Below are 26901 nucleotides of genomic sequence, written 5' to 3'. Positions count from 1 at the left end.
CCCAAGACACCGTGCTGATCGACGCCGGGAAGAGTTTGGGAGCAGTTGTGACATCCTCGTGACACCGAATCCGTCCCCGGGCCTGCACTGACCGCGTGATTCGGTGAAACTGCTGGTCAGGATGGTGCCCCCGACAATGGTGCCCCCGACAATGGTGCCCCCGACAGGATTCGAACCTGCGGCCTTCTGCTCCGGAGGCAGACGCTCTATCCCCTGAGCTACGGGGGCGCGTGCTGAACTGACTGCGCCGTTGGGCGTGCACAGACTAACTCATCGCGGCGATCGTCAGTCCAATGGAATGGATTCGGGGCCTGACCACCTCAGACCATAGGATGGACCCTCATGACCCCCGCCGACCTGGCCGAGCTGCTCAAGATCACCGCCGCCGCGGTGATGGCCGAGCACGATCTCGACGCCGCAGCGCTGCCGGCGACCGTCACCGTCGAGCGGCCGCGCAATCCCGAGCACGGCGATTACGCCACCAACCTGGCGTTGCAGCTCGGCAAGAAGGTCGGCGTCAACCCCCGTGAGCTGGCCGGATGGCTGGCGGGGGCACTCGCGGCGGCCGACGGCATCGCATCGGCCGACGTGGCCGGGCCCGGCTTCGTCAACCTGCGGCTGGAGGCCTCGGCCCAGGGCGTCATCGTCAACAACGTCATCGACGCAGGCAAGGACTATGGCCACTCCGACGCGCTCGGCGGCCAGAAGATCAACCTGGAGTTCGTATCGGCCAACCCGACCGGCCCGATCCACATCGGCGGCACCCGCTGGGCCGCCGTCGGCGACGCGCTCGGACGGCTGCTGTCCACGCAGGGCGCCGAGGTGGTGCGGGAGTACTACTTCAACGACCATGGCGCCCAAATCGACCGGTTCACCAACTCGCTGATCGCCGGCGCGAAGGGCGAGCCGACCCCCGACGACGGCTACGCGGGCGACTACATCGCCGACATCGCCGCGCAGGTGCTCGCGAAGGAGCCCGACGCGCTGGGCCTTCCCGACGACGAGATGCGCGAGACGTTCCGCTCGATCGGGGTGGACCTGATGTTCACCCACATCAAGCAGTCGCTGCACGACTTCGGCACCGACTTCGACGTCTACACGCACGAAGACTCGATGCATACCAGCGGCCGGGTCGAACAGGCCATCGCGAAGCTTCGCGAAGCTGGCAGTGTCTATGAGAAGAATGGCGCAGTCTGGTTGCGCACCACCGACTTCGGTGACGACAAGGATCGCGTCGTCATCAAGAGCGGCGGTGCCCCGGCCTATGTCGCCGCGGACATCGCGTATTACCTGGACAAGCGTGAGCGCGGGTTCGACCTGTGCATCTACATGCTCGGCGCCGACCACCACGGCTACATCGCCCGGCTCAAGTCCATTGCCGCCGCCCTGGGTGAAGATCCGGCCACGGTTGAGGTGCTGATCGGACAGATGGTCAACCTCGTCCGCGACGGGCAGCCGGTCCGGATGAGCAAGCGCGCGGGCACCGTCATCACGCTCGACGACCTGGTCGAGGCGATCGGAGTCGACGCCGCCCGGTACTCCCTGATCCGGTCGTCCGTCGACACCCCCATCGACATCGACCTCGCGCTGTGGTCGTCGGCATCGGCCGAAAACCCGGTGTACTACGTGCAATACGCGCACGCCCGGCTCTCCGCGTTGGCCCGCAATGCCGCCGCGCTCGGCCTCATCCCCGACACCTCCCACCTCGAGTTGCTCACGCACGAGAAGGAGGGCACGCTGATCCGCAACATCGGCGAGTTCCCGCGCGTGCTGAAGTCCGCCGCGTCGTTGCGCGAACCGCACCGGGTGTCCCGCTATCTGGAGGACCTGGCCGGTGACTATCACCGGTTCTACGACTCGTGCCGCGTGCTGCCGCAGGGCGACGAAGAGCCCAACGAACTGCACACGGCGCGTCTGGCGCTGTGCCAGGCCACCCGCCAAGTCATCGAGAACGGACTGGGAATTCTTGGTGTCACCGCTCCGGAGCGAATGTGATCGCCCATCCCGCCGGTCCCCGGCACGCCGAGGAAATCCACCACGGCGGCGCTCCACCGCGCCCGCAGTCGCCGAAGGAGGTGCTGGCGCTTGCCCCGAACGTGTGGCCGCGCAACACGGTTCGCGGCGAAGACGGCGTGGTTTCGATCGCGGGTGTGAAGGTGACAGACATCGCCGACGAGTTCGGCACGCCGGTCTTCGTCATCGACGAGGACGACTTCCGGTCGCGCTGCCGCGACATCGCCGCGGCATTCGGCGGCGGCCAGAACATCCGCTACGCCGCCAAGGCGTTCCTGTGCACCGAGGTGGCGCGTTGGATTGACGGGGAAGGTCTGGCGTTGGACGTATGCAGCGGGGGAGAGCTCGCTGTTGCACTGCACGCCGGCTTTCCGGCCGAGCGAATCGCGCTGCACGGCAACAACAAATCCGTCGAAGAGCTGACGGCCGCGGTGAAATCCGGCGTCGGCCACATCGTGCTGGACTCGATGACCGAGATCGAGAGGCTGGACGAGATCGCGGGAGGCGCCGGTGTGGTGCAAGACGTGCTGGTGCGGGTGACGGTCGGTGTCGAGGCGCACACCCATGAGTTCATCTCTACCGCGCACGAGGACCAGAAGTTCGGGCTGTCGCTGGCCGGTGGTGCCGCGATGGCCGCGGTTCGCCGGGTGTTCGCCACCGACCACCTGCGCTTGGTCGGCCTACACAGCCATATCGGCTCGCAGATATTCGACGTCGCCGGCTTCGAGATCGCCGCCCATCGGGTGATCGGCCTGTTGCGCGACGTGGTCGCGGAATTCGGCGTTGAGAAGACCGCGCAGATCGGCACCGTTGATCTCGGCGGGGGCCTTGGCATTTCGTATCTGCCGCAAGACGATCCGCCGCCGGTGCAGGATCTCGCCGCCAAGCTCGGCGCCATCGTGCGCAACGAGTCGGAGTTGGTCGGACTTCCCACACCCAGGTTGGTGGTCGAGCCTGGACGCGCGATCGCCGGTCCCGGCACCATCACCCTGTATCGGGTCGGCACCGTCAAAGACGTTGCAGTCAGCCCCAGCGCACACCGACGCTACGTCAGCGTCGACGGTGGCATGAGCGACAACATCCGGACCTCGCTCTACGGCGCCGAGTACGACGTGCGATTGATCTCCCGCACCAGCGACGCACCGGCGACCCTGGGCCGCATCGTCGGAAAGCATTGCGAGAGTGGCGATATCGTCGTGCGCGATGCGTGGGTATCCGATGACGTGCAACCGGGTGACCTGCTGGGCGTCGCGGCCACGGGCGCATACTGTTATTCCATGTCGAGCCGTTACAACCTGATCGGCCGCCCCGCGGTGGTGGCCGTGCGCGATGGGCGGACCCGCCTGATTCTGCGCCGGGAGACGGTCGACGACCTGCTGAGCTTGGAAGTGAGGTAAGCCGTGAGTAATGACGAGAAGCCGATCGGCGTCGCGGTGTTAGGGCTGGGCAATGTCGGCAGCCAGGTAGTGCGCATCATCGAGGACAGCGCAATCGACCTGACCGCCCGCATCGGCGCCCCGCTGGTGCTTCGCGGCATTGCCGTGCGACGGGTGGCCGCCGACCGTGGCGTGCCGATCGAGATGCTCACCAACGACATCGACGAGCTGGTCTCCCGCGACGACGTCGACGTCGTCGTCGAGGTGATGGGGCCTGTCGAACCGGCCCGCAAGGCGATCCTGGGCGCGCTGGAGCAGGGTAAATCCGTCGTCACCGCCAACAAGGCCCTGATGGCCCAGTCCACCGGCGAATTGGCGCAGGCCGCCGAACATGCCCATGTCGACCTGTACTTCGAGGCCGCGGTGGCCGGTGCCATCCCGGTCATCCGCCCGCTCACCCAGTCGCTGGCCGGTGACACCGTGCTGAGGGTGGCCGGCATCGTCAACGGCACCACCAACTACATCCTCTCGGAGATGGATTCCACCGGCGCCGACTACGCCGATGCTTTGGCGGACGCCAGCGCGCTGGGCTACGCCGAGGCAGATCCGACCGCCGACGTCGAGGGATACGACGCGGCGGCCAAGGCCGCGATTCTGGCCTCCATCGCGTTCCACACCCGGGTGACCGCCGACGACGTCTACCGCGAGGGCATCACCAAGGTGACGCCCGCCGACTTCGCGTCGGCTCGCGCGCTCGGATGCACCATCAAGCTGCTCTCCATCTGTGAGCGACTCACCAACGACGAAGGTCAGCAACGGATTTCGGCCCGGGTGTATCCCGCGCTGGTGCCGTTGACGCATCCGCTGGCCGCTGTCAACGGGGCGTTCAACGCCGTGGTGGTGGAGGCCGAGGCCGCCGGGCGGCTGATGTTCTACGGTCAGGGCGCCGGGGGAACGCCGACCGCCTCGGCAGTGATGGGAGATCTGGTGATGGCAGCGCGCAACCGGGTGCAGGGCGGGCGTGGTCCGCGGGAATCCAAGTACGCCAAGCTGCCGATCGCACCGATCGGCTTCATCCCCACCCGCTACTACGTCAGCATGAACGTCGCCGACCGGCCCGGCGTATTGTCCGCTGTGGCAGCCGAATTCGCCAAACGTGAGGTCAGTATCGCCGAGGTCCGTCAGGAGGGCATGGTTGACGAGGGTGGCCAGCGGTGTGGCGCACGGATCGTGGTGGTCACCCACCAGGCCACCGACGCGGCGCTGTCGGACACCGTCGCCGCGCTGGCCGACCTCGATGTGGTGCAAAACGTGAACAGCGTGCTTCGACTGGAGGGAACCAGCGAATGAGCACGGCACGCGCTGGGACCGTCCACCAGCCGTGGCGGGGCCTGATCGCTGCCTACCGCGACCGGCTGCCGGTCGAAGACGACTGGACACCGATCACGCTGCTCGAAGGCGGAACCCCGCTGATCCACGCCAAGCAGCTATCCGAGCGCACCGGCTGCACGGTGCATCTGAAGGTCGAGGGGCTGAATCCGACCGGCTCGTTCAAGGACCGCGGCATGACGGTGGCCGTCACCGAAGCGCTGGCCCACGGCCAGCAGGCCGTGCTGTGCGCGTCGACGGGCAACACCTCCGCGTCGGCGGCCGCATACGCCGCCCGCGCCGGCATCACCTGCGCGGTGCTGATCCCGCAGGGCAAGATCGCGATGGGCAAGCTGGCCCAGGCCGTCATGCACGGCGCCCAGATCATCCAGATCGACGGCAATTTCGACGACTGCCTGGAACTGGCCCGCAAGATGGCCGCGGACTTCCCGACCATCTCGTTGGTCAACTCGGTCAACCCGTACCGCATTGAAGGCCAGAAGACCGCGGCATTCGAGATCATCGACGCGCTCGGCACCGCTCCGGACGTGCATGCCTTGCCGGTCGGTAATGCCGGCAACATCACCGCATACTGGAAGGGTTACACCGAATATCACCACGACGGGCTGTCCGACCGGCTGCCCCGGATGCTGGGCACCCAGGCCGCCGGCGCGGCGCCGCTGGTGCTTGGCGAACCGGTGAAGGAACCCGAAACCATCGCCACCGCGATTCGCATCGGCTCGCCGGCGTCGTGGACGTCGGCGGTCGACGCCCAGCAGCAATCCAAGGGCCGTTTCCTGGCGGCCACCGACGAGGAGATCCTCGCCGCGTATCACCTGGTCGCAGCGGCCGAGGGCGTGTTCGTCGAGCCGGCGTCCGCGGCGAGCATCGCCGGGCTGCTCAAGTCGGTCGAGGACGGCTGGATACGGCGCGGCTCGACGGTGGTGTGCACCGTCACCGGTAACGGTCTGAAGGACCCGGACACCGCGCTCAAAGACATGCCGACCGTCACTCCGCTTCCGGTCGATCCGGTCGCGGTGGTGGCCAAGCTGGGACTGGTCTAGCAGGGTGGATTGTCAGTGACCCAGACTCTGCCGGCCGGGCTGACGGCAACCAGTGTTGTCGCGGCGTCCAGTGCGAACCTGGGCCCCGGGTTCGACAGTCTCGGTCTGGCGCTGAGCTTATATGACGAAATATTCGTCGAGACAACCGAATCCGGGCTTACCGTCGCGGTCGAGGGTGAAGGCGCCGGGCAGGTGCCGCTGGATTCGTCGCACCTTGTGGTGCGGGCCATCGAGCACGGGCTGCGTGCCGTCGGAATGCGTGCCTCAGGTCTGAATGTCCGCTGCCGCAACGACATCCCGCATTCACGCGGCCTCGGCTCGTCTGCGGCTGCCGCGGTCGGCGGGCTGGCCGCGGTGAACGGACTTGTCGGACAAGCCGGTTCGACGCCGATGACCGAAGCGCAGCTGATCCAGCTGTCCTCGGAGTTCGAGGGGCATCCGGACAACGCTTCGGCCGCGGTGCTCGGGGGAGCGGTGGTGTCGTGGACGGAAGGCGGCGGGGCCCGGCCGCGTTATGTGGCGGCGGCGCTGCGGCTGCACCCCGACATCCATCTCTTCCCGGCGATCCCCGAGCAGAAGTCGTTGACGGCCGAGACGCGGGTGCTGCTGCCCGAGGCGGTCAGTCACGCCGACGCCCGGTTCAACGTGAGCCGGGCGGCGCTGCTGGTGGTGGCGTTGACCGAGCGGCCCGATCTGCTGATCGAGGCAACCGAGGATGTCCTGCACCAGCCGCAGCGTGCCGCCGCCATGCCGGCATCCGCGGAATACCTGCGCCTGCTGCGGCGTTATGGCATTGCAGCGGTGCTTTCCGGCGCTGGACCTGCGATTATCGCCTTGACGTCACGGCCGGATCTGCCCCCAGAAGTTCTGGAGTACGGCGCCGCGAATGGGTTCGCAGTCAGCGAGATCTCCGTCGGTGACGGAGTGCGGTGGACGTCAGGCGTGGCCGTTCGGAGTTGACTTGTTCGCATCACAAGTCACACGCGAATCACCGCGTTTCTTGCTTTCCAGCACCGAACCGGGATATCCTCGCTGTCGTCCAGCAATCGCATGGCTTTGCCTGCGCCGACACTAGGACGACCACCAAATTCTTCTCGTGGATGACGGTTCGCCATATCGCCGCGAATCCCGGCCATCACCGTTGCAGATTCGACGGTGGCAGCTTCGCAGTCAGCCTTTCGGCTGAGTGCAACGAACCCCCGCTTGACGAAATCAGCGGGGGAAGGAAAGGAAATCCGTGACTGAAACGGACCTCGTCACGGCTGGTGGCAGCCCCGAAAACGCCGAAAACGTTGAGCTGCCAGACACCGTGAAATCAGAAGACTCACCTGCTGCGGCCGCTGACGCGCCAACCGCAGCGCCGGCCGCAGACACCACACCTACGGCAGCAGATACGACACCGACGGCAGACGTAACGACGGATGCCTCGCCGAGTTCGCTGTCGACCATGGTTCTGCCCGAACTGCGCGCGCTGGCCAATGAGGTCGGCGTCAAAGGCGCTTCGGGAATGCGTAAGAGCGAACTCATCGCCGCCATTCGTGAGCGCCGGGGTGAGCCCGACATCAAGCCCGGCGCGAAGAGCGAGGACTCCAGCGATGGCGGTTCGACGCCTGCCGAGAACGGCACCCAAACCGCGACCAAAGATGACACCACGTCCGAGGCCGGCGAGCAGCAGGGCCAGCAGCGTCGTGAGCGTCGCGGCGCCTCCCGCGAGCCTGGCGCTTCCGGCGGCTCGGAGCGGAACAAGCAGGACCGCAACCAGGACGGCAAGGACGACACCGGCCAGGGCAAGGGCAAGGGCAAGAACCAGCAGGACACCAAGCCGGATACCAAGCAGGGCGGCGGTGACCAGCAGGGCCGGAGCGACGACGACGGCGAAGGCCGTCAGGGTCGGCGCGGCCGCCGGTTCCGCGACCGCGACCGCAGGCGCCGCGGCGACCGTGCCGGTGGCGACGGCGGCGACACCGAACTGCGTGAGGACGATGTCGTGCAGCCCGTCGCCGGCATCCTCGACGTGCTGGACAACTACGCGTTCGTCCGCACATCTGGCTACCTCGCCGGCCCCAACGACGTCTACGTGTCGATGAATATGGTGCGCAAGAACGGCCTGCGCCGCGGCGACGCGATCACCGGCGCGGTGCGGGTGCCGAAGGACGGCGAGCAGCCCAACCAGCGGCAGAAGTTCAATCCGCTGGTCCGCCTCGATACCGTTAACGGGGGTTCCGTCGAGGACGCCAAGAAGCGCCCGGACTTCACCAAACTGACCCCGCTGTACCCGAACGAGCGGCTGCGCCTGGAGACCACGACCGAGCGGCTCACCACCCGCGTCATCGACCTGATCATGCCGATCGGCAAGGGCCAGCGTGCGTTGATCGTGTCGCCGCCCAAGGCGGGCAAGACCACGATCCTGCAGGACATCGCCAACGGGGTCACCCAGAACAACCCGGAATGCCACCTGATGGTGGTGCTCGTCGACGAACGACCCGAAGAGGTCACCGACATGCAGCGCTCGGTGAAGGGTGAGGTCATCGCCTCGACCTTCGACCGTCCGCCGTCCGACCACACTCAGGCCGCCGAACTGGCGATCGAGCGGGCCAAGCGCCTGGTCGAGCAGGGCAAGGACGTGATCGTGCTGCTCGACTCGATCACCCGGCTGGGCCGCGCGTACAACAACGCATCACCTGCGTCTGGCCGGATCCTGTCCGGTGGTGTGGACTCCACCGCGCTGTATCCGCCCAAGCGGTTCCTCGGCGCGGCCCGCAACATCGAGGAAGGCGGCTCGCTGACCATCGTCGCGACCGCCATGGTCGAGACCGGGTCGACCGGTGACACGGTGATCTTCGAGGAGTTCAAGGGCACCGGTAACGCCGAGCTCAAGCTCGATCGCAAGATCTCCGAGCGGCGCGTCTTCCCGGCCGTCGACGTCAACCCGTCCGGCACCCGTAAGGACGAACTGCTGCTGTCCAAGGAGGAGTTCGGCATCGTGCACAAGCTGCGCCGCGTGCTGTCGGGTCTGGACTCGCACCAGGCCATCGACCTGCTGATGAACCAGCTGCGCAAAACGAAGAACAACTACGAGTTCCTGGTACAGGTCTCCAAGACCGCCCCGGCCTCGATGGACGACGCCGACTAACCTCGCGAGAAGACGCAGAAGTCCCCGCACGCTCGGCGTGTTGGGGGCTTGTGCGTCTGTTCGGCATTATCAGTCCCCAGTTGGCGCGGGGGCCCAGGCCGGATCGGCCCGTAGCCCGGGCATCACGTAGCGCCGGACGTGCGCACGCACCGCACCGAGATCGCTCGGGTCCAGCGTGTCGCCGGGCACGGTGGCCAGCGATAGCAGCACGCGGGCCACCCATTCCGACGCTTCGGTCAGGTCGACGTCCGGTGCTATCTCGCCGCGATCGCGTGCGGTGACGAGATAGCGCCGCCAGAACTCCGCCAGGTCGGGCACCAGTCCCTGTACACCGGCGCCGGCGCACGCCGCGAACTCCTCGGGCTCTTCCATCCGCAGCTTCATCAGCAGCGCGCCGGGCTCGTCGTATGCGGACCGGCCGTGCACCACGCCCGCGGCGATCTGCTGGTCGAGGCCCTCCACGCGTTCGAGCATCGCGTGCGCCTCTGACCAGTAGGCCTCGTTGAGCCGGACGATTGCCGCACCCAGCAGCGACGCCTTATCCGGGAAATGCCGGTACAGCCAGCCCCGGGACACCCGGGCCACCTCGGCGACCTCGGAAACCGTGGTCGACCGAATTCCCTTGGCGCGCAGACACACTTCTGCCGCATCGATCAGGCGATCGCGGACACTCCTTGCGGCCGTGCTGCTGGTCACCCGGTGGTCTCCTCGTCGTTTTGTTCGCCCCGGCGGGCGTGATCAGAGCATTCTGTCAAGTGGCAGGCGGATACTATCCGCCGCCAGGCCGAGAATGGTAGACAGATTCGCAAATCTGTTCACTGGTAACGAGCGACCGAGGTGAGCATGGCGGACACACTCCAGCAGGTGCTTTGCGAGCGGGCCGATCAGGACACCGTGGCGGTGGAGTACGGGGACCGGAGCTGGACGTGGCGCGAACACGTCGCCGAGGCGCGTGCTCAGGCCGCCGCGCTGATCGGCATCGCCGATGCGAGCCGGCCGTTGCACGTCGGAGTGCTACTCGCCAACACCCCAGAAATGCTGACCGCGTTGGCCGCGGCCGCACTGGGCGGCTACGTGCTGTGCGGCATCAACAACACCCGGCGCGGCGCCGGCCTGGCCCGCGACATCGCGTTGGTGGACTGTCAGATGGTGATCACCGATGCCGCGCATCGGTATCTGCTCGACGGTGTCGAACTGCCGGGCGTCCGGATCCTCGACACCTCCAGCCCGGAATGGGCGGCACTGACTGTCGATCCGAAGGAATTGAAACCGCACCGCGAGGTCGGCCCGGATGACACCTTCGTGATGATCTTCACCTCGGGAACCAGCGGCGAACCGAAGGCGGTGCAGGTCCAGCACATGATGCCGATCTTTGCGGGAAACGCACTGGCCGAACGGTTTTCGATTACGGCATCCGACGTCTGCTACCTGTCCATGCCGCTGTTCCATTCCAACGGCATCTACGCGGGCTGGGGCGTCGCTCTGGTCACCGGCGCGGCGATGGTGCCCACGGTGTTCTCGGCCTCGCGCTTCCTGGATGACGTCCGCCGCCACGGCGTGACCTTCATGAACTATGTCGGGAAGCCGCTGGCCTACATCCTGGCCACCCCGGAACGGCCCGACGACCACGACAACCCGCTGCGCGTCGCATTCGGCAACGAGGCCAGCGACCGGGACATCGCGGAGTTCAGCCGGCGGCTCGACTGCATCGTCTGGGACGGGTTCGGGTCCACCGAGAACGCGGTCATCATCACCCGCGAAGATGGCTGCCCGCCGGGGTCCATCGGCAAGGGCTACCCCGGGGTGGCGATCTACGACCCGGAGACGGTCCAAGAGTGCGCGCCGGCGGTGTTCGATCAGAGCGGCAAGCTGCTCAACAAGGAGGCGGCCGTCGGTGAGTTGGTCAACACCACCGGCGGCGGGCTCTTCCGCGGCTATTACAAAGACCACGCGGCAACCGATCAGCGGTTGCGGCACGGCATGTACTGGTCGGGGGATCTGGCCTACCGCGACGCCGACGGGTGGATCTACTTCGCCGGCCGCACCGCCGACTGGATGCGGGTCGACGGCGAGAACCTCACCGCCGCGCCGATCGAGCGCGTGTTGATACGGCTGCCGGTAATCAACCGAGTCGCGGTCTACCCGGTCCCGGACGAGTCCGTGGGCGATCAGATCATGGCGGCCGTGGTGCTGCGCGAAGGCGCCGAGCTGTCGCCGGACGCGTTCGGGGAGTTCCTCGCCGCCCAGCCCGACCTGTCACCCAAGGCGTGGCCACGCTACGTCTGGATCGCCGATGACCTACCGACGACCGCGACCAACAAGATCCTCAAGCGAGAGTTGGTCGCCCAGGGCCCAACGCCGCAGGGCGGAGTGCTGTGGAAGCGCGACGACACCCGCTACCGGTGACGGTCTGCACAACGCCGAGCGTGGGGGCTAGGTACGGAAACATGCCAGAAAAGGTCCATAGGCCCCACGCTCGATCTCTCAGATGGAATAGGGGTGGCCGCCGTTGCGTTTAGGCTGCTGGCGGTTGACCTGGCATAATTGACTGCCAGACCCCCTGTTCGAACGAAGAGGACACCATGAAATCGGGTATTCACCCTGACTACGTCGAGACCACCGTGCACTGCGGCTGCGGAAACACCTTCACCACGCGCAGCACCAAGAAAAGCGGACAGATCCACGTCGAGGTCTGCTCGCAGTGCCACCCGTTCTATACCGGCAAGCAGAAGATACTCGACAGCGGCGGTCGCGTCGCGCGGTTCGAGAAGCGCTACGGCAAGCGCAAGGCCGCTGAAAAAGGCACCGACGACAAATAGCTACCTTGCTGACGCCCGATCTGTCGCGCGAGCGCAGGCCGGGCGTCGCTTCGCGTTTAGCGAAGAAATGAACGGAGTGCGTTTCGGGGAAGGAGGGCGACGTGACGGATACCGCACCGGCGATTGATGCGGTGCTCTCCGAGCATGCCGACCTCGAACGTCAGCTTGCGGACCCGAACCTGCACTCCGACGCCGTCAAGGCCCGCAAGGTGGGGCGAAGGTTCGCGCAGTTGGCGCCGATCGTGGCGATCCACCACAAACTGGAAGCCGCGCGCGGTGACCTGGAAACGGCGCGCGAATTTTCCGCCGACGACGAATCATTCGCCGCCGAGGTGCCCGAACTCGAGGCCCGCGTCGAAGAACTCGACACCCAGTTGACCGACATGCTGGCGCCGCGCGACCCGCACGACGCCGATGACATCGTCTTGGAGGTGAAGTCCGGCGAGGGTGGCGAGGAATCGGCGCTCTTCGCCGCCGACCTGGCTCGCATGTACATCCGGTACGCCGAGCGGCACGGCTGGACCGTCACGATGCTCGACGAGACGACCTCCGATCTCGGCGGGTACAAGGACGCGACGCTGTCGATCGCCGGCAAGGGCGATTCGGCCGACGGTGTCTGGTCGCGGCTGAAGTTCGAAGGCGGAGTGCACCGCGTCCAACGGGTCCCGGTCACCGAGTCACAGGGCCGTGTGCACACCTCGGCGGCCGGGGTGCTCGTCTACCCCGAGCCGGAGGAGGTCGGCCAGGTGGAGATCGACGAGTCGGATCTGCGCATCGACGTGTACCGGTCATCCGGCAAGGGCGGTCAGGGCGTCAACACCACCGATTCGGCGGTACGCATCACGCACCTGCCCACCGGGATCGTTGTCACCTGCCAGAACGAACGATCGCAGCTGCAGAACAAGACGCGCGCGCTACAAGTGCTCGCCGCGCGGCTGCAGTCGATGGCCGAAGAACAGGCGCTGGCCAACGCGTCCGCCGACCGGGCCAGCCAGATCCGCACGGTGGACCGCAGCGAGCGCATCCGCACCTATAACTTTCCGGAGAACCGGATCGCCGATCACCGGATCAATTACAAAGCGCACAACCTCGACCAGGTGCTCGACGGCGACCTCGACCCGCTATTCGACGCATTGGCCGCCGCCGACAAGCAATCGCGGTTGCAGCAGGCATGATTCGTCTGCGCCAGGTGATCGACGCCGCCGCGGTGGCGCTGGCCGAGGCGGGGGTCGGATCGCCGCTCGCCGATGCCGAACTCCTGGCCGCCCACGCGGCCGGTACCGACCGCGGACGCCTGGCCTTCGCCGACGTGCACCCCGAATTCCTCGATCGGTATGACGACCTGATCGCCGCACGCTTGCGGCGGGTGCCGCTGCAACATCTCACCGGCGCCGCGGCGTTCGGTCCGGTGACCGTGCAGGTCGGCCCTGGTGTGTTCATCCCGCGACCGGAAACCGAATCGATGCTGGAATGGGCGCTCGCGCAACCAGTGTCGCAACGTCCGGTCATCGTCGACCTGTGCAGCGGCTCCGGGGCGCTTGCGCTCGCACTGTCGAAGCACTGGCCCAGCGCCCGCATCATCGCCGTTGACGACGCCGAGAATGCGCTCGATTACGCTCGGCGCAACGTGGCCGGAACGCCGGTCGACCTGATCCGCGCCGACGTCACACAGCCCGGGCTGTTGCCCGAGCTCGATGGCGCGGTCGACCTCGTCGTCGCCAACCCGCCCTACATACCCGACGGCGCGACGCTGGAACCCGAAGTGGCCGAACACGATCCACCGCACGCCCTGTTCGGCGGGCCGGACGGGATGGCCGTCATTGGCCCGATCGTCGCATTGGCCTCCCGCTGGCTGCGAGCCGGCGGCCGATGTGCCGTCGAGCACGATGACACCACGTCGGCGCGCGTCGTCGAATTGTTCGAGGCGACAAGACAGTTCGATGTCGTGGCCCCGCATTGCGATCTGACCGGCCGGCCCCGATTCGTCACCGCCACACGCCGGGGGCGAGGCTGAACTCATGACAGAGGTGTTCGACTGCTCCGATGCCGAGACGCGCGCGACCGGAATCGCTTCGGCGATCGGCGCGGTCAAAGGCGGCCGACTCGTCGTGCTGCCTACCGACACCGTCTACGGCATCGGTGCCGACGCCTTCGACAACACCGCGGTCGCGGCGTTGCTGTCTGCGAAGGGCAGGGGCCGTGACATGCCCGTCCCAGTGCTGGTGGGGTCGTGGCACACCATCGAGGGCCTGGTTTACACGGTGCCCAACGCCGCGCGCGAGTTGATTCGCGCGTTCTGGCCAGGTGCGCTGAGCCTGGTGGTGCAGCAGGCGCCGTCACTGCAATGGGATCTCGGCGACGCGGCGGGCACCGTCATGCTGCGCATGCCGTTGCACCCGGTGGCGCTCGAGGTGCTGCGCGAGGTGGGGCCGATGGCGGTGTCGAGCGCCAACATCTCCGGCCAGCACGCGGCCGTCACCGTTGACGAGGCCCGTCACCAACTCGGCGATCTGGTCGAGGTCTATCTCGACGCCGGACCGTCAGCTCAGCAGGCGGCCTCCACCATCGTCGACCTCACCGGCGCTTCACCCCGCATCCTGCGCACGGGTCCGGTCAGTGCCGACGCGATCGCAAAGGTTCTCGCGGTGGACCCGGCGACGCTGACGGATTGAGCTCAGGTTGTTGCAGTACGGTTCACCGGTGGTAACCGCAGCGGACAGCCTGCTGGCGTTGTCGGATCGCGGCGCTGGTGTCCCACTGCGTGAGTTGGCCCTGGTCGGCCTCACCGCGGCGATCATCACCTACTTCGCGACGGGGTGGGTGCGCGTACTGGCCACCAGGCTCGGCGCGGTGGCCTATCCGCGCGAACGCGACGTTCATCTGCAGCCAACCCCGCGGATGGGCGGGCTGGCCATGTATGTCGGGGTGGTGGCGGCCGTCCTGCTGGCGTCCCAGCTGCCCGCGCTCACCCGGGGCTTCGTCTACTCCTCGGGGATGCCCGCCGTGGTCGTCGCCGGCGGGCTCATTATGGCGATCGGCCTGATCGACGACAAATGGGGCCTGGACGCGCTGACGAAGTTCGCCGGCCAGATCACCGCCGCCAGCGTGCTGGTGACGATGGGCGTGGCGTGGAGCGTGCTGTACATCCCGATCGGCGGCGTCGGCACCATCGTGCTCGACCAGGTGTCATCGATCCTGCTGACGCTGGCGCTGACGGTCGCGATCGTCAACGCGATGAACTTCGTCGACGGTCTCGACGGCCTGGCCGCCGGACTGGGTCTGATCACCGCGCTGGCCATCACGATCTTTTCCATCGGGCTGCTGCGCGACCACGGTGGCGATGTGTTGTTCTACCCGCCCGCGGTGATCTCGGTGGTACTCGCCGGCGCGTGTCTGGGTTTCCTGCCACACAACTTCCACCGCGCCCGGGTCTTCATGGGCGACTCCGGGTCGATGCTGATCGGCCTCATGCTGGGGGCGGCCTCCACCACTGCGGCCGGCCCGATCTCGCAGACCGCCTACGGCGCCCGCGATGTCTTTGCGCTGCTGTCACCGTTCCTGTTGGTGGTCGCCGTGATGTTCGTGCCCGCGCTCGACATGTTGCTGGCTATCGTCCGGCGCACCCGTGCCGGTCGCAGCCCGTTCAGCCCCGACAAGATGCATCTGCACCACCGGCTGTTGCAGATCGGCCATTCGCACCGGCGGGTGGTGCTGCTGATCTACCTGTGGGTGGGCATCGTCGCGCTGGGTGCCGCAAGCACGATTTTCTTCGACCCCCGCTACACCGGCGGGGTCATGTTGGCCGCAATTCTGGTCGCGATCGTGGTCACCTTGGTCCCGCCGTTGCGTAGTCGGGAAGAGGACTACGAGGGTCTGTACGACGAAAAGTAGTAGTACCCCGTTTATGCCTCTAACCATGTGGTACGGTGCAGCTAGAACCCGAAGAAACCTCGCGGGTTGCCGGCCACCGGCATCGACGGCTGACCGCCGTCGGCGCCGATTTAGACCGACAAAGGGAGCTGCCCCTTGGGTGATTCCAGCGCGCCCCGCGCCGTCCGATACGCTCGGCGGGCCACGCACAGAAACTTTGGGATCATTCAGCAGCTCCTCGTGACCGCGGGATTGAGGTGACGCCGTGACGACGCCAGCGCAAGGCGCGCCGTTGGTGTTTCCGTCCGTGGCTTTCCGGCCTCTGCGCCTGCTCGCAATCTGTGTCGCGCTTGCCGGGCTAGCAACTCTGGCGGCCGGACTGCTCGGTCACGTCATGGTCGGCGTTTTCTTCGGCATCGGGCTCGCGCTTGGTTTGCTCAACGCACTGTTGGTGCAGCGGTCGGTGGAGTCCATCACCGCGCAGGACCACCCGCTGAAGCGGAACATGGCGCTCAACTCTGCCACCCGACTCCTGATGATGACGGTGATCGGACTGACGATCGCGTACATCTTCCGGCCCCAGGGCCTCGGCGTGGTGTTCGGCATGGCCCTGTTCCAAGTGGTGCTGGTGATTTCGACGGCACTGCCGGTGATGAAGAAACTGCGGGCCGGTAGTCCGGCAAGCACAGGCGGACTCGAAGGGGAGGCCAGGAAGCAATGACCGAGACAATCCTCGCCGAAGCCGCCATCGAGGTCGGCCATCACACCGAGGCACACTGGTTCGGGCTCACCGTCAACACCGACACGGTGTTGTCGACCGCGATCGCGGCGGTGATCGTGATCGGACTGGCATTCTTCCTGCGCGCCAAGGTCACATCGACTGGGGTCCCGAATGGCGTGCAGCTGTTCTGGGAAACGATCACGGTTCAGCTGCGCAACCAGATCGAAACCGCGATCGGCATGCGGATTGCGCCCTTCGTGCTGCCGCTTGCGGTGACGCTGTTCGTGTTCATCCTGGTTGCGAACTGGCTTGCCGTGCTGCCGGTTCAGTACGCCGACTCGACCGGCGCCACCCACGAGCTGCTCAAACCGGCGGCCGCCGATATCAACTTCGTGCTGGCGCTCGCGTTGTTCGTGTTCGTCTGCTACCACCTGGCCGGCTTCTGGCGCCGCGGCATCGTCGGGCACCCGGTGAAGGTGCTGAAGGGACACGTCGCATTCCTTGCGCCGATCAACCTGGTCGAGGAGATCGCCAAGCCGATCTCGTTGTCACTCCGACTTTTTGGCAACATCTTCGCCGGCGGCATCCTGGTCGCGCTGATCGCGCTGTTCCCGCCGTGGATCATGTGGGCGCCCAACGCGATCTGGAAGAGCTTCGACTTGTTCGTCGGCGCGATCCAGGCGTTCATCTTCGCGCTGCTGACGATCTTGTACTTCAGCCAGTCGATGGAGCTGGAAGAGGAGCACCACTAGTGCACCAGTACTTGCCGCAAAGCCTGGTAGGACGGCCTACCAGTTATCAAGGAGGATAAGGAATGGATCCCACTATCGCTGCCGGCGCACTCATCGGCGGTGGACTGATCATGGCTGGCGGCGCAATCGGCGCCGGCGTCGGTGACGGCATCGCGGGTAACGCACTGATTCACGGAATCGCGCGCCAGCCGGAGGCGCAGGGCCGACTGTTCACTCCGTTCTTCATCACTGTCGGTCTGGTCGAGGCGGCGTACTTCATCAACCTGGCGTTCATGGCGCTGTTCGTGTTCGCCACCCCTATTTCGGCGGGTTAGTTCACTGCGATGATCGACGCAAGCGTTACCGTCCTGGCGGCAGAGGGAGGTGGCACCAGCAACTTCCTCATCCCCAACGGCACCTTCTTCGCCGTGCTGATCATCTTCCTGATCGTGCTCGGCGTGATCGGCAAATGGGTTGTCCCGCCGATCAGTAAGGTGCTGCGCGAGCGCGCGGCGATGGTCACTAAGACCACCGAGGACAATCGGCGCGCAGCCGAACTGCGAGCTGCCGCCGAGGCCGACTACCTGCGGGTGATGGCGCAGGCGCGCCGCGAGGCGACGGGCATCCGCGAGGCGGCGCGTGCCGACGGACGCCAGATCGTCGAAGACGCGCGGGCCAGGGCCAGCGCGGAGGTATCAGGGATATTGCAGCGGGCCCAGGAAGAGCTGAACGCGCAGGCGCGGGAGGTCACGACGGAACTGCAGGCGTCGGTAGAGACCCTCTCGGCGAGCCTGGCCGGCCGAGTGCTGGGCGTCGATGTGACCACCCGCACGGTGCCGGTGACAATGGGACGGGAACGGTAGCAGCATGTCGACGTTCATCGGACAGCTCGCCGGCTTTGCGGTCATCGTCTTCCTGCTTTGGAAATACGTTGTGCCACCGGTTCGTAACATGATGAAGAACCAGCAGGAGACCGTCCGCACCCAGCTCGCCGAGCATGCCGAGGCGGAGCAGAAGGTGGCCGACGCCGACGCCGAGCACGCCAAGGCGCTGGAAGAAGCCAAGGCCGAGGCCGAGAGGGTGATCGAGGAGGCGCGGCAAGATGCCGAGAAGATCGGCGAGCAGCTCCGCGCCCAGGCCGACGCCGAACTCGAGCGCATCAAGGTTCAGGGCGCACAACAGGTTCGGCTACTGCGTCAGCAGCTCGTCCGCGAGCTGCGGCAGACCCTGGGCACCGAGTCGGTCCGTCGCGCAGGCGATTTGGTCCGCGACTACGTCTCCGATCCGTCCGAACAGGCCGCGACGGTGGACCGATTTCTTGGCGAGCTGGACGAGATGGCACCGGCGAAAGCCGTCTTCGAAGACCCGGTCAGCGCGAAACTCCGTGCCGCCAGCCGTGAGTCAGTGGCTCGTGTGGTTCAACAGTTCGACCGGGTCATTGGGGACCTCGACGTCGCCGATCTGACCCGGCTGGCCGATCAGCTCGCATCGGTGGCCACCCTGTTGCACCGGGAGACCGTGCTGGCCAGACACCTGGCCGATCCGTCCAGCGATTCCGCCCCCAAGGTGCGCCTCGTCGAGAGTCTGCTATCCGGCAAAGTCGCCGATCCTGCACTCGACGTTCTCAAGACTGCTGTGTCGCAGCGCTGGTCGTCCAGCTCCGATTTGATCCTGGGCGTCAAACACGTGGCGCGCCTGGCAGTGTTGGTCCGTGCCGAACGCGAGGACCAGGTCGAGGACCTCGAAGACCAGCTGTTTCGCTTTAGCCGCATACTCGACTCGGAGCCGCGGCTGATCACGCTACTCAGCGAGTACACCGCTCCACTGGATGGCCGAATCAGCCTGCTCAACAGCGTGCTTCGCGGCAGGGCGAACCGGAACGCGGCCGACCTGTTGCGCCAGACGGTCGAGCTGCTGCACGGCGAGCGGGCCGACGAGGTCGTCCGCGACTTGGCCGAACTCGCGGTGTCGCGGCGCGGCGAGGTGGTCGCACACGTCCGTGCCGCCACTGATCTCAGTGACGCTCAACAGAACCGGCTCACCCAGTTGCTCACTCGCATCTACGGTCACCCGGTCTCGCTCCAGCTCGACGTCGACCCGGCGCTGGTGGGCGGCCTGACGATCGCCGTCGGCGACGAGGTGATCGATGGCTCGCTGGCGTCAAAGCTGGCCGCGGCGGAAACCCATTTGCCTGACTGACCCGGAATATCAGACCTCCAACACGAACTAGGAAGACGAAAAGCCATGGCAGAGTTGACCATCTCACCCGAGGAGATCCAGGGTGCGATCGAAGAGTATGTCGCCAGCTTCGAGGCCGACACCGCGCGCGAGGAGATCGGCACCGTCATCGATGCCGGCGACGGCATTGCACACGTCGAGGGACTGCCCTCGGTGATGACGCAGGAGTTGCTGGAGTTTCCCGGCGGCGTGCTCGGTGTCGCGCTCAACCTCGACGAGCACGACATCGGCGCGGTGATCCTGGGTGACTTCGAGACCATCGAAGAGGGCCAACAGGTCAAGCGCACCGGCTCGGTTCTGTCGGTACCCGTCGGCGACGCCTTCCTCGGCCGGGTGGTCAACCCGCTCGGACAACCGATCGACGGCCGCGGCGACATCGACGCCGAAACCCGTCGCCCGCTGGAGATTCAGGCGCCGTCGGTGGTGCAGCGCCAAGGCGTCAAGGAACCGCTGCAGACCGGCATCAAGGCCATCGACTCGATGACACCGATCGGGCGCGGCCAGCGGCAGCTGATCATCGGTGACCGCAAGACCGGCAAGACCGCGGTATGCGTCGACACCATCCTCAACCAACGCCAGAACTGGGAATCCGGCGACGAAAAGCTGCAGGTGCGCTGCGTCTACGTGGCCATCGGCCAGAAGGGCACCACCATCGCCAGCGTGCGGCAAACCCTGGACGAGGGCGGTGCGATGGATTACACCACGATCGTCGCTGCCCCCGCTTCAGACTCCGCCGGCTTCAAATGGCTTGCGCCCTACACCGGCTCGGCGATCGCGCAGCACTGGATGTATGAAGGCAAGCATGTGCTGATCGTCTTCGACGATCTCAGCAAGCAGGCCGAGGCCTACCGCGCCATCTCGCTGCTGCTGCGCCGGCCGCCGGGCCGCGAGGCCTATCCCGGCGACGTGTTCTACCTGCACTCGCGGCTGCTGGAACGGTGCGCGAAGCTGTCCGACGAACTCGGCGGCGGCTCGCTGACCGGCCTGCCGATCATCGAGACCAAGGCCAACGACATCTCGGCCTACATCCCGACCAACGTCATCTCGATCACCGATGGTCAGTGCTTCCTGGAGACCGACCTGTTCAACCAGGGCGTGCGTCCGGCCATCAACGTCGGTGTCTCGGTGTCCCGCGTCGGCGGCGCCGCCCAGATCAAAGCCATGAAGGAAGTGGCCGGATCGCTGCGGCTCGATCTGTCGCAATACCGCGAACTGGAGTCCTTCGCGGCGTTCGCCTCCGACCTCGACCCGACATCGAAGGCGCAGCTGGAACGCGGCGCGCGCCTGGTCGAGCTGCTCAAGCAACCGCAAAACCGGCCGATGCCGGTCGAGGAGCAGGTGGTGGCGATATTCCTGGGCACGGGTGGCCACCTCGACTCCGTCCCGGTTGAGGACGTCGGCAAGTTCGAGGCCGAACTGCTCGACCACATCCGGGCCTCCCACGAGCAGATCCTCAAAGAGATCCGGGACAGCAAGACGCTCCCCGATGAGCTCAGCGACAAGCTGACCGAGGTGATCGACCAGTTCAAGAAGGGCTTCGCAACCACCGACGGCAGTTCGGTCGTTCCCGACGAGCACGTCGACGCGATGTCTGATGAAGACGTCGAGAAGGAATCGGTGAAGGTCCGCAAGCCCCCACCGAAGAAGAAGTAGGGCCCCAACCAATGGCTGCCACACTGCGTGAGTTGCGCGGACGGATTCGCTCCGCCGGGTCGATCAAGAAGATCACCAAGGCCCAGGAGCTGATCGCGACGTCGCGCATTGCCAAGGCGCAGGCCCGGGTCGAGGCGGCACGGCCGTACGCCGAAGAGATCACGACCATGCTCACCAATCTGGCCAACGAGTCGGCGCTGGACCATCCGCTGCTCGTCGAGCGCGACGAACCCAAACGCGCCGCCGTGCTGGTGGTGTCATCCGATCGCGGCCTGTGCGGCGCCTACAACACCAACGTGTTGCGGCGCTCCGAGGAGCTGTTCTCACTGCTGCGGGGCGAAGGTAAGACGCCGATCCTGTATGTCGTCGGGCGAAAAGCGCTCAACTACTACTCGTTTCGGAACTGGAAGGTGACCGAGTCGTGGACCGGGTTCTCCGAGAAGCCCGCCTACGAGCACGCCACCGACATCGCCTCGACGCTGGTGGAGGCATTCCTGGCCGGCGCCGACGACGAGGGCGATGATCCCGGCCCCGACGGCATTCTCGGTGTCGACGAGCTGCATCTGGTGTTCACCGAGTTCAAGTCGATGTTGTCGCAGACCGCCGAGGCCCGCCGGATCGCTCCGATGGTGGTGGAGTACGTCGAGGAAGACACCGGGCCGCAGACGCTGTTCGAGTTCGAACCAGACGCGGAGACGCTGTTCTCGTCACTGTTGCCGCGCTACGTCTCGACCCGTATCTACGCCGCACTGCTCGAGGCCGCGGCGTCGGAGTCGGCGTCACGAAGGCGAGCGATGAAGTCGGCGACCGACAACGCCGATGATCTCATCAAGGCGCTCACGCTCGAGGCCAACCGGGAGCGGCAGGCCCAGATCACCCAGGAAATCAGCGAAATCGTCGGCGGCGCAAACGCGTTGGCCGACGCCCGATAAGCCCCGTAGGAAGCGAAACGAGATATGACTGCTACCACCGCCGAACGCGAAACACGCAAGTCCGGCAAGGACACCAACGGCCGGGTGGTGCGCGTCACCGGTCCCGTCGTCGACGTCGAGTTCCCGCGCGACTCGGTGCCGGGACTGTTCAACGCTCTGCACGCCGACATCAACTTCCAGGAGCTGTCCAAGACGCTGACCCTGGAGGTCGCGCAGCACCTGGGCGACAACCTGGTGCGGTGTATCTCGATGCAGCCAACCGACGGCCTGGTGCGTGGCGTCGAGGTCGTCGACACCGGCGACTCGATTTCGGTGCCGGTCGGCGACGGCGTCAAGGGGCATGTGTTCAACGCCCTCGGCGACTGCCTCGACGATCCGGGTTACGGGAAAGACTTCGAACACTGGTCAATCCACCGCAAGCCGCCGGCATTCGACCAGCTGGAACCGCGCACCGAAATGCTGGAAACGGGCCTCAAGGTCGTCGACCTGCTGACCCCGTATGTCCGCGGCGGCAAGATCGCGCTGTTCGGCGGCGCCGGCGTGGGCAAGACGGTGCTGATCCAGGAGATGATCAACCGCATCGCACGTAACTTCGGCGGCACGTCGGTGTTCGCCGGCGTCGGTGAGCGCACCCGTGAGGGCAACGACCTGTGGGTCGAGCTTGCGGAGGCCGATGTGCTCAAGGACACCGCCCTGGTGTTCGGGCAGATGGACGAGCCGCCCGGCACCCGTATGCGGGTCGGGTTGTCGGGTCTGACGATGGCGGAGTACTTCCGCGACGAACAGGAGCAGGACGTGCTGCTGTTCATCGACAACATCTTCCGATTCACGCAGGCCGGTTCCGAGGTGTCCACGCTGCTGGGCCGCATGCCGTCGGCGGTGGGCTACCAGCCCACGCTTGCCGACGAGATGGGTGAGCTGCAGGAGCGCATCACGTCGACCCGTGGCCGGTCGATCACATCGATGCAAGCGGTGTACGTGCCTGCCGACGACTACACCGACCCGGCGCCGGCGACGACGTTCGCTCACCTCGATGCCACCACCGAGCTCAGCCGCGCCGTGTTCTCCAAAGGCATCTTCCCGGCGGTGGACCCGTTGGCATCCAGCTCGACGATCCTGGACCCCAGCATTGTCGGCGACGAGCACTACCGCGTTGCACAGGAAGTCATCCGAATCCTGCAGCGCTACAAGGACCTTCAGGACATCATTGCCATTCTGGGCATTGACGAACTGTCCGAGGAAGACAAGCAGCTGGTGCAGCGGGCCCGTCGCATCGAGCGCTTCCTGTCGCAGAACATGATGGCGGCCGAGCAGTTCACCGGCCAGCCGGGTTCGACGGTGCCGCTGAAGGAAACGATCGAGGCGTTCGACAACCTGACCAAGGGCGAGTTCGACCATCTGCCCGAGCAGGCGTTCTTCCTGATCGGCGGTCTGGAAGATCTGCAGAGGAAGGCCGAAAGCCTCGGCGCCAAGATGGACGACAGCGAAGGCGACGGCGCTCCGGCGTCCGACGACGACGCCGCGAAGGACGACGACGCCGCGAAGGACGATGCCGACGACGAGGGCGACGACAAGGGCGACGGCAAGGGCGACGGCAAAGATGAGTAGACATGGCTGAGTTGGACGTCGATATCGTCGCCGTCGAGCGTGAAATCTGGTCCGGGAAGGCCACTTTCTTGTTCACCCGGACCACCTCCGGCGAGATCGGGATCCTGCCGCACCACATCCCGTTGGTGGCGCAGCTCGTCGATGACGCCATGGTGCGGGTCGAACGGGAAGGCGAAGACGATCTGCGCATCGCCGTCGACGGCGGCTTCATGTCGGTGACCGACGACGGTGTGATCATCCTGGCGGAGTCAGCCGAACTCGAGTCCGAAATCAACTCCGACGCCGCCAAGCGGGATTCCGAGTCCGACGATCCAGAGACTGCCGCTAAGGGTCGCGCCAGGCTTCGCGCCCTGGGTCAGATCGACTAGGCCCACCAATGAGCGCGCCCATGCTGATCATGGCCGCGCTGGTCGGTGTGCTGCTGGTTGTTGTCATCGTTCTCTGTTACCGGCTCTGGAAGCTCCGGCAGGTTGGTGGGACCGCGGCGATCCTGCGCGATTTCCCCGCCGTCGGTGGCCACGGCTGGCGCCACGGTGTAATGCGTTATCGCGGTGGCGAAGCCGAGTTCTACCGGCTGTCCAGTCTGCGATGGTGGCCCGACCGACGCCTGAGCCGTCGGGGCCTGGATATCGTGTCGCGGCGATCACCCCGCGGCGACGAGTTCGACATCATGACCGACGCCATCGTGATCCTGGAGCTGCGCGACACCAGCCCGGAACGTCGACGGGGTTATGAGGTGGCGCTCGATCGCGGTGCACTCACCGCGTTTCAATCCTGGCTGGAGTCGCGGCCGTCGCCGCGGGCGCGACGCCGGACGATTTGATCGGAAGCAGAACTAGATCCGTTGGTCTTCGTGCAAGCGCTCATCCGCCGGGTTGCCACAACACGTCGCCGTCGGGGTTGGCGACTCGGGACAGAATGAACAGCAGATCGGATAGCCGGTTGAGGTACTTGGCCGGCAGCACGTTGACGCTGTCGGGGTAGGCGTCCACCGCATGCCACGCCGAGCGTTCCGCGCGCCGGGCCACCGTTCGTGCCACGTGCAGCAGGGCCGACAGCGGCGTACCGCCCGGCAGCACAAAGGAATTCAACGCCGGCAGTGGCTCGTTGAATTCGTCGCACCAGGACTCCAACCGGTCGATGTAGCTCTGGGTGATGCGCAGCGGCGGATGCTCGGGTTTCTCGACGACGGGGGTGGACAGGTCCGCACCGGCATCGAACAGGTCATTCTGAATCTGCCGCAGCACGTTCAGCATTTGCTGGCCCGGGTTTCCCAGGGCGACCGCCACGCCGACGGCGGCGTTCGTCTCATCGCAGTCGGCATACGCCGCGAGTCGTGCGTCGTTCTTGGAAACCCTGCTGAAGTCGCTCAATCCGGTGGTCCCGTCGTCACCGGTGCGGGTGTAGATGCGGGTCAGATGTACTGCCATGGTCAAACCGTACCGGGCAGACTGACATTGGCCCATTCCGCTGTTTACACTGACCCGCGTGAGCGAGCGTTTCGTGGTCACCGGCGGCAACCGGTTGTCAGGCAAAGTTGCTGTCGGGGGAGCCAAGAACAGTGTGCTGAAGCTGATGGCGGCGACGCTATTGGCCGAAGGCACCAGCACGATCACAAACTGTCCGGACATTCTCGACGTGCCGCTGATGGCCGAGGTCCTGCGGGGACTGGGTGCCAACGTGGAGTTGGACGGGTCAACCGTACGGATCACCTCGCCCGACGAGCCCAAGTACGACGCGGATTTCGCTGCGGTTCGTCAGTTCCGGGCGTCGGTGTGCGTGCTGGGGCCGCTGGTCGGCCGTTGCAAGCGCGCCAAGGTCGCGCTGCCGGGGGGCGACGCCATCGGGTCGCGGCCGTTGGACATGCATCAGGCCGGTCTGCGCCAGCTTGGCGCCCGGTGCAACATCGAGCACGGCTGCGTGGTCGCCGAAGCAGATCATTTGCGCGGCGCGGAGATTCAGCTCGAATTCCCGTCGGTCGGTGCAACGGAGAACATCCTGATGGCCGCGGTGGTGGCTGAAGGCGTGACGACCATCCACAACGCCGCCCGTGAGCCCGACGTCGTCGATCTGTGCACGATGCTGAACCAGATGGGCGCCCAGATCGAGGGTGCCGGCTCCTCGACGATGACGATCACCGGTGTGGAGAGACTCCATCCCACCGAGCATCGGGTCATCGGGGACCGCATCGTCGCCGCCACGTGGGGGATCGCCGCGGCGATGACCCGGGGGGACATCTCGGTGACGGGGGTCGATCCCCAGCACCTCCAACTGGTCCTGCACAAGCTCTATGACGCCGGCGCCACCGTGACGCAGAACGACGACGGCTTCCGTGTCGTCCAGTACGAGCGGCCCAAGGCGGTCAACGTCGCCACGCTGCCTTTCCCCGGTTTCCCGACCGACCTGCAGCCGATGGCGATCGGGCTGGCGTCCATCGCCGATGGAACGTCGATGATCACCGAGAACGTGTTCGAGGCCCGGTTCCGGTTTGTCGAGGAGATGATCCGGCTGGGCGCCGACGCCAGGACCGACGGCCATCACGCGGTGGTGCGGGGCCTTCCCCAGCTGTCCAGCGCGCCGGTGTGGTCGTCGGACATCCGGGCGGGGGCCGGGTTGGTGCTGGCCGGCCTGGTCGCCGACGGCGACACCGAGGTCCACGACGTATTCCACATCGACCGTGGTTATCCGCTGTTCGTCGAGAACCTGATCAGTCTGGGCGCCGAAATAGAGCGGGTCGTCTAGCGGGTCGGTTGGGCCGTGCCACCCCCTCTTTTAGGTCGGGCGAGACAAGGCGTACTCTATAATTGAGAAGCCAACGGCCCCAGTCCAATCGACTGGAGGACGGGGTTTGACGTCTTTGTTCAACTGGAGTACAGTGGCAGGGTTGCCTGTCGAACGGGTGTGTTGTTTGAGAACTCAATAGTGTGTTTGGTGGTTTTTGTTTGTTGTTGTTTTTTGCCGCATTCATGCGCCCCGTGTGTGGGTGTGGTTTTTTTGCCAGTTTGATACTGGTTGCTTTGATCGGATTGTTCTGAACATTGCTTTTTGGTTTTTGTTTGGAGAGTTTGATCCTGGCTCAGGACGAACGCTGGCGGCGTGCTTAACACATGCAAGTCGAACGGAAAGTGCCCCTTTCGGGGGGTGACTCGAGTGGCGAACGGGTGAGTAACACGTGGGTGATCTGCCCTGCACTTTGGGATAAGCCTGGGAAACTGGGTCTAATACCGGATATGACTCCATGACGCATGTTGTGGGGTGGAAAGCCTTGTGCGGCTGGGGATGGGCCCGCGGCCTATCAGCTTGTTGGTGGGGTGATGGCCTACCAAGGCGACGACGGGTAGCCGGCCTGAGAGGGCGACCGGCCACACTGGGACT

The 26901-nt window shown here is 65.9% G+C and carries 25 protein-coding genes, 1 tRNA gene and 1 rRNA gene; 24 read left to right on the top strand and 3 right to left on the bottom strand.

From position 1 onward, the window contains the following. Nucleotides 1-152: 152 nt before the first annotated feature. A tRNA-Arg gene (locus ACRDU5_RS15305) sits at nt 153-228 on the bottom strand. 114 nt (nt 229-342) lie between these two features. Between ACRDU5_RS15305 and argS the strand changes: the two genes are divergently transcribed. The 6 genes from argS to rho all read left to right on the top strand — a co-directional run bounded on the left by argS (nt 343) and on the right by rho (nt 8954). Next, the gene (argS, locus tag ACRDU5_RS15300) at nt 343-1995 is read left to right on the top strand and encodes an arginine--tRNA ligase (RefSeq protein ID WP_526615454.1); all 1653 of its coding nucleotides are present in this window, start codon (nt 343-345) and stop codon (nt 1993-1995) included. Nucleotides 1996-2030: 35 nt separating this feature from the next. Next, nucleotides 2031-3410 (top strand): diaminopimelate decarboxylase, encoded by a 1380-nt coding sequence (gene lysA / locus ACRDU5_RS15295; RefSeq protein ID WP_526615455.1) that lies wholly within the window; start codon nt 2031-2033, stop codon nt 3408-3410. A gap of 3 nt (nt 3411-3413) precedes the next feature. Next, on the top strand, nt 3414-4739 hold the full coding sequence (locus ACRDU5_RS15290) for a homoserine dehydrogenase (RefSeq protein ID WP_526615453.1): 1326 nt from the start codon (nt 3414-3416) through the stop codon (nt 4737-4739). After that, the gene (thrC, locus tag ACRDU5_RS15285) at nt 4736-5821 is read left to right on the top strand and encodes a threonine synthase (RefSeq protein WP_526615452.1); all 1086 of its coding nucleotides are present in this window, start codon (nt 4736-4738) and stop codon (nt 5819-5821) included. The genes ACRDU5_RS15290 and thrC overlap by 4 nt, the downstream gene beginning before the upstream one ends. Before the next feature lie 15 nt (nt 5822-5836). Continuing rightward, the gene (gene thrB / locus ACRDU5_RS15280; protein ID WP_526615451.1) at nt 5837-6781 is read left to right on the top strand and encodes a homoserine kinase; all 945 of its coding nucleotides are present in this window, start codon (nt 5837-5839) and stop codon (nt 6779-6781) included. Nucleotides 6782-7058: 277 nt separating this feature from the next. Next, complete coding sequence (rho, locus tag ACRDU5_RS15275; protein WP_526615450.1) at nt 7059-8954, top strand: transcription termination factor Rho; 1896 nt, start codon at nt 7059-7061, stop codon at nt 8952-8954. A 69-nt stretch (nt 8955-9023) separates the two neighbouring features. Here rho and ACRDU5_RS15270 read toward each other — a convergent pair whose 3' ends face one another. Further along, the gene (locus ACRDU5_RS15270) at nt 9024-9650 is read right to left on the bottom strand and encodes a TetR/AcrR family transcriptional regulator (RefSeq protein ID WP_526615449.1); all 627 of its coding nucleotides are present in this window, start codon (nt 9648-9650) and stop codon (nt 9024-9026) included. 147 nt (nt 9651-9797) lie between these two features. On the opposite strand from ACRDU5_RS15270, the gene fadD1 reads away from it, so the two are divergent. From fadD1 to ACRDU5_RS15190, 16 genes are all read left to right on the top strand, one after another. Continuing rightward, on the top strand, nt 9798-11360 hold the full coding sequence (gene fadD1 / locus ACRDU5_RS15265) for a fatty-acid--CoA ligase FadD1 (protein ID WP_526615447.1): 1563 nt from the start codon (nt 9798-9800) through the stop codon (nt 11358-11360). A gap of 176 nt (nt 11361-11536) precedes the next feature. Beyond that, nucleotides 11537-11773, top strand: a complete 237-nt coding sequence (gene rpmE / locus ACRDU5_RS15260; RefSeq protein ID WP_526615446.1) for a 50S ribosomal protein L31 — start codon at nt 11537-11539, stop codon at nt 11771-11773. Nucleotides 11774-11874: 101 nt separating this feature from the next. Continuing rightward, on the top strand, nt 11875-12948 hold the full coding sequence (prfA, locus tag ACRDU5_RS15255) for a peptide chain release factor 1 (protein ID WP_526615445.1): 1074 nt from the start codon (nt 11875-11877) through the stop codon (nt 12946-12948). Beyond that, complete coding sequence (gene prmC, locus ACRDU5_RS15250) at nt 12945-13787, top strand: peptide chain release factor N(5)-glutamine methyltransferase (RefSeq protein WP_526615444.1); 843 nt, start codon at nt 12945-12947, stop codon at nt 13785-13787. The genes prfA and prmC overlap by 4 nt, the downstream gene beginning before the upstream one ends. A gap of 4 nt (nt 13788-13791) precedes the next feature. Then, nucleotides 13792-14445, top strand: coding sequence for an L-threonylcarbamoyladenylate synthase (locus tag ACRDU5_RS15245; protein ID WP_526615443.1), 654 nt, complete (start codon nt 13792-13794; stop codon nt 14443-14445). Nucleotides 14446-14452: 7 nt separating this feature from the next. Then, nucleotides 14453-15664 carry a glycosyltransferase family 4 protein gene (locus ACRDU5_RS15240; protein ID WP_526615442.1) on the top strand — a complete coding sequence of 404 codons (1212 nt, stop codon included), beginning with the start codon at nt 14453-14455 and terminating at the stop codon, nt 15662-15664. A gap of 244 nt (nt 15665-15908) precedes the next feature. Further along, the gene (locus ACRDU5_RS15235) at nt 15909-16364 is read left to right on the top strand and encodes an ATP synthase subunit I (protein WP_526615441.1); all 456 of its coding nucleotides are present in this window, start codon (nt 15909-15911) and stop codon (nt 16362-16364) included. After that, entirely contained in the window at nt 16361-17116 is a 756-nt protein-coding gene (gene atpB, locus ACRDU5_RS15230) for a F0F1 ATP synthase subunit A (RefSeq protein ID WP_526615440.1), read from the top strand. Before ACRDU5_RS15235 ends, atpB begins: the two co-directional genes overlap by 4 nt. Nucleotides 17117-17178: 62 nt before the next feature. Continuing rightward, nucleotides 17179-17430, top strand: coding sequence for a F0F1 ATP synthase subunit C (locus ACRDU5_RS15225; protein WP_526615439.1), 252 nt, complete (start codon nt 17179-17181; stop codon nt 17428-17430). Nucleotides 17431-17439: 9 nt separating this feature from the next. Beyond that, nucleotides 17440-17958 (top strand): F0F1 ATP synthase subunit B, encoded by a 519-nt coding sequence (locus ACRDU5_RS15220; protein WP_526615438.1) that lies wholly within the window; start codon nt 17440-17442, stop codon nt 17956-17958. A gap of 4 nt (nt 17959-17962) precedes the next feature. Next, a complete protein-coding gene (locus ACRDU5_RS15215; protein ID WP_526615437.1) occupies nt 17963-19294 on the top strand; it encodes a F0F1 ATP synthase subunit B/delta in 1332 nt (443 codons plus the stop codon). Between the two features lie 45 nt (nt 19295-19339). After that, nucleotides 19340-20986 carry a F0F1 ATP synthase subunit alpha gene (gene atpA, locus ACRDU5_RS15210; RefSeq protein WP_526615436.1) on the top strand — a complete coding sequence of 549 codons (1647 nt, stop codon included), beginning with the start codon at nt 19340-19342 and terminating at the stop codon, nt 20984-20986. 11 nt (nt 20987-20997) lie between these two features. Beyond that, nucleotides 20998-21918, top strand: a complete 921-nt coding sequence (locus tag ACRDU5_RS15205; RefSeq protein WP_526615435.1) for a F0F1 ATP synthase subunit gamma — start codon at nt 20998-21000, stop codon at nt 21916-21918. 24 nt (nt 21919-21942) lie between these two features. Further along, on the top strand, nt 21943-23526 hold the full coding sequence (gene atpD / locus ACRDU5_RS15200; protein ID WP_526615433.1) for a F0F1 ATP synthase subunit beta: 1584 nt from the start codon (nt 21943-21945) through the stop codon (nt 23524-23526). A gap of 2 nt (nt 23527-23528) precedes the next feature. After that, on the top strand, nt 23529-23894 hold the full coding sequence (locus tag ACRDU5_RS15195) for a F0F1 ATP synthase subunit epsilon (RefSeq protein WP_526615432.1): 366 nt from the start codon (nt 23529-23531) through the stop codon (nt 23892-23894). Between the two features lie 8 nt (nt 23895-23902). Further along, nucleotides 23903-24349 (top strand): DUF2550 family protein, encoded by a 447-nt coding sequence (locus tag ACRDU5_RS15190; RefSeq protein ID WP_526615430.1) that lies wholly within the window; start codon nt 23903-23905, stop codon nt 24347-24349. Nucleotides 24350-24389: 40 nt separating this feature from the next. Here ACRDU5_RS15190 and ACRDU5_RS15185 read toward each other — a convergent pair whose 3' ends face one another. Next, nucleotides 24390-24956: a cob(I)yrinic acid a,c-diamide adenosyltransferase gene (locus ACRDU5_RS15185; RefSeq protein WP_526615429.1), complete on the bottom strand. Its 567-nt coding sequence runs from the start codon at nt 24954-24956 to the stop codon at nt 24390-24392. 58 nt (nt 24957-25014) lie between these two features. Between ACRDU5_RS15185 and murA the strand changes: the two genes are divergently transcribed. Both murA and ACRDU5_RS15175 read left to right on the top strand, forming a co-directional pair. After that, nucleotides 25015-26268 (top strand): UDP-N-acetylglucosamine 1-carboxyvinyltransferase, encoded by a 1254-nt coding sequence (gene murA, locus ACRDU5_RS15180; RefSeq protein ID WP_526615428.1) that lies wholly within the window; start codon nt 25015-25017, stop codon nt 26266-26268. 311 nt (nt 26269-26579) lie between these two features. Then, a 16S ribosomal RNA gene (locus tag ACRDU5_RS15175) occupies nt 26580-26901 on the top strand; the annotation flags it as partial.

The sequence above is a fragment of the Mycobacterium sp. genome (assembly GCF_050701515.1).
GTDB lineage: Bacteria > Actinomycetota > Actinomycetes > Mycobacteriales > Mycobacteriaceae > Mycobacterium.
The sequence above is the reverse complement of the archived record's forward strand: the minus strand, read 5'-3'. Positions and strand labels throughout refer to the sequence as shown.

What these genes read in the sequence shown, in the direction of transcription:
- argS (WP_526615454.1), top strand. Translation starts at nt 343, where the DNA reads ATGACCCCCGCCGACCTGGCCGAGCTGCTCAAGATCACCGCCGCCGCG.
- thrC (WP_526615452.1), top strand. Translation starts at nt 4,736, where the DNA reads ATGAGCACGGCACGCGCTGGGACCGTCCACCAGCCGTGGCGGGGCCTG.
- fadD1 (WP_526615447.1), top strand. Translation starts at nt 9,798, where the DNA reads ATGGCGGACACACTCCAGCAGGTGCTTTGCGAGCGGGCCGATCAGGAC.
- rpmE (WP_526615446.1), top strand. Translation starts at nt 11,537, where the DNA reads ATGAAATCGGGTATTCACCCTGACTACGTCGAGACCACCGTGCACTGC.
- prmC (WP_526615444.1), top strand. Translation starts at nt 12,945, where the DNA reads ATGATTCGTCTGCGCCAGGTGATCGACGCCGCCGCGGTGGCGCTGGCC.
- ACRDU5_RS15245 (WP_526615443.1), top strand. Translation starts at nt 13,792, where the DNA reads ATGACAGAGGTGTTCGACTGCTCCGATGCCGAGACGCGCGCGACCGGA.
- atpB (WP_526615440.1), top strand. Translation starts at nt 16,361, where the DNA reads ATGACCGAGACAATCCTCGCCGAAGCCGCCATCGAGGTCGGCCATCAC.
- ACRDU5_RS15225 (WP_526615439.1), top strand. Translation starts at nt 17,179, where the DNA reads ATGGATCCCACTATCGCTGCCGGCGCACTCATCGGCGGTGGACTGATC.
- ACRDU5_RS15220 (WP_526615438.1), top strand. Translation starts at nt 17,440, where the DNA reads ATGATCGACGCAAGCGTTACCGTCCTGGCGGCAGAGGGAGGTGGCACC.
- ACRDU5_RS15215 (WP_526615437.1), top strand. Translation starts at nt 17,963, where the DNA reads ATGTCGACGTTCATCGGACAGCTCGCCGGCTTTGCGGTCATCGTCTTC.
- atpA (WP_526615436.1), top strand. Translation starts at nt 19,340, where the DNA reads ATGGCAGAGTTGACCATCTCACCCGAGGAGATCCAGGGTGCGATCGAA.
- ACRDU5_RS15205 (WP_526615435.1), top strand. Translation starts at nt 20,998, where the DNA reads ATGGCTGCCACACTGCGTGAGTTGCGCGGACGGATTCGCTCCGCCGGG.
- atpD (WP_526615433.1), top strand. Translation starts at nt 21,943, where the DNA reads ATGACTGCTACCACCGCCGAACGCGAAACACGCAAGTCCGGCAAGGAC.
- ACRDU5_RS15195 (WP_526615432.1), top strand. Translation starts at nt 23,529, where the DNA reads ATGGCTGAGTTGGACGTCGATATCGTCGCCGTCGAGCGTGAAATCTGG.
- ACRDU5_RS15190 (WP_526615430.1), top strand. Translation starts at nt 23,903, where the DNA reads ATGAGCGCGCCCATGCTGATCATGGCCGCGCTGGTCGGTGTGCTGCTG.
- ACRDU5_RS15185 (WP_526615429.1), bottom strand. Translation starts at nt 24,956, where the DNA reads ATGGCAGTACATCTGACCCGCATCTACACCCGCACCGGTGACGACGGG.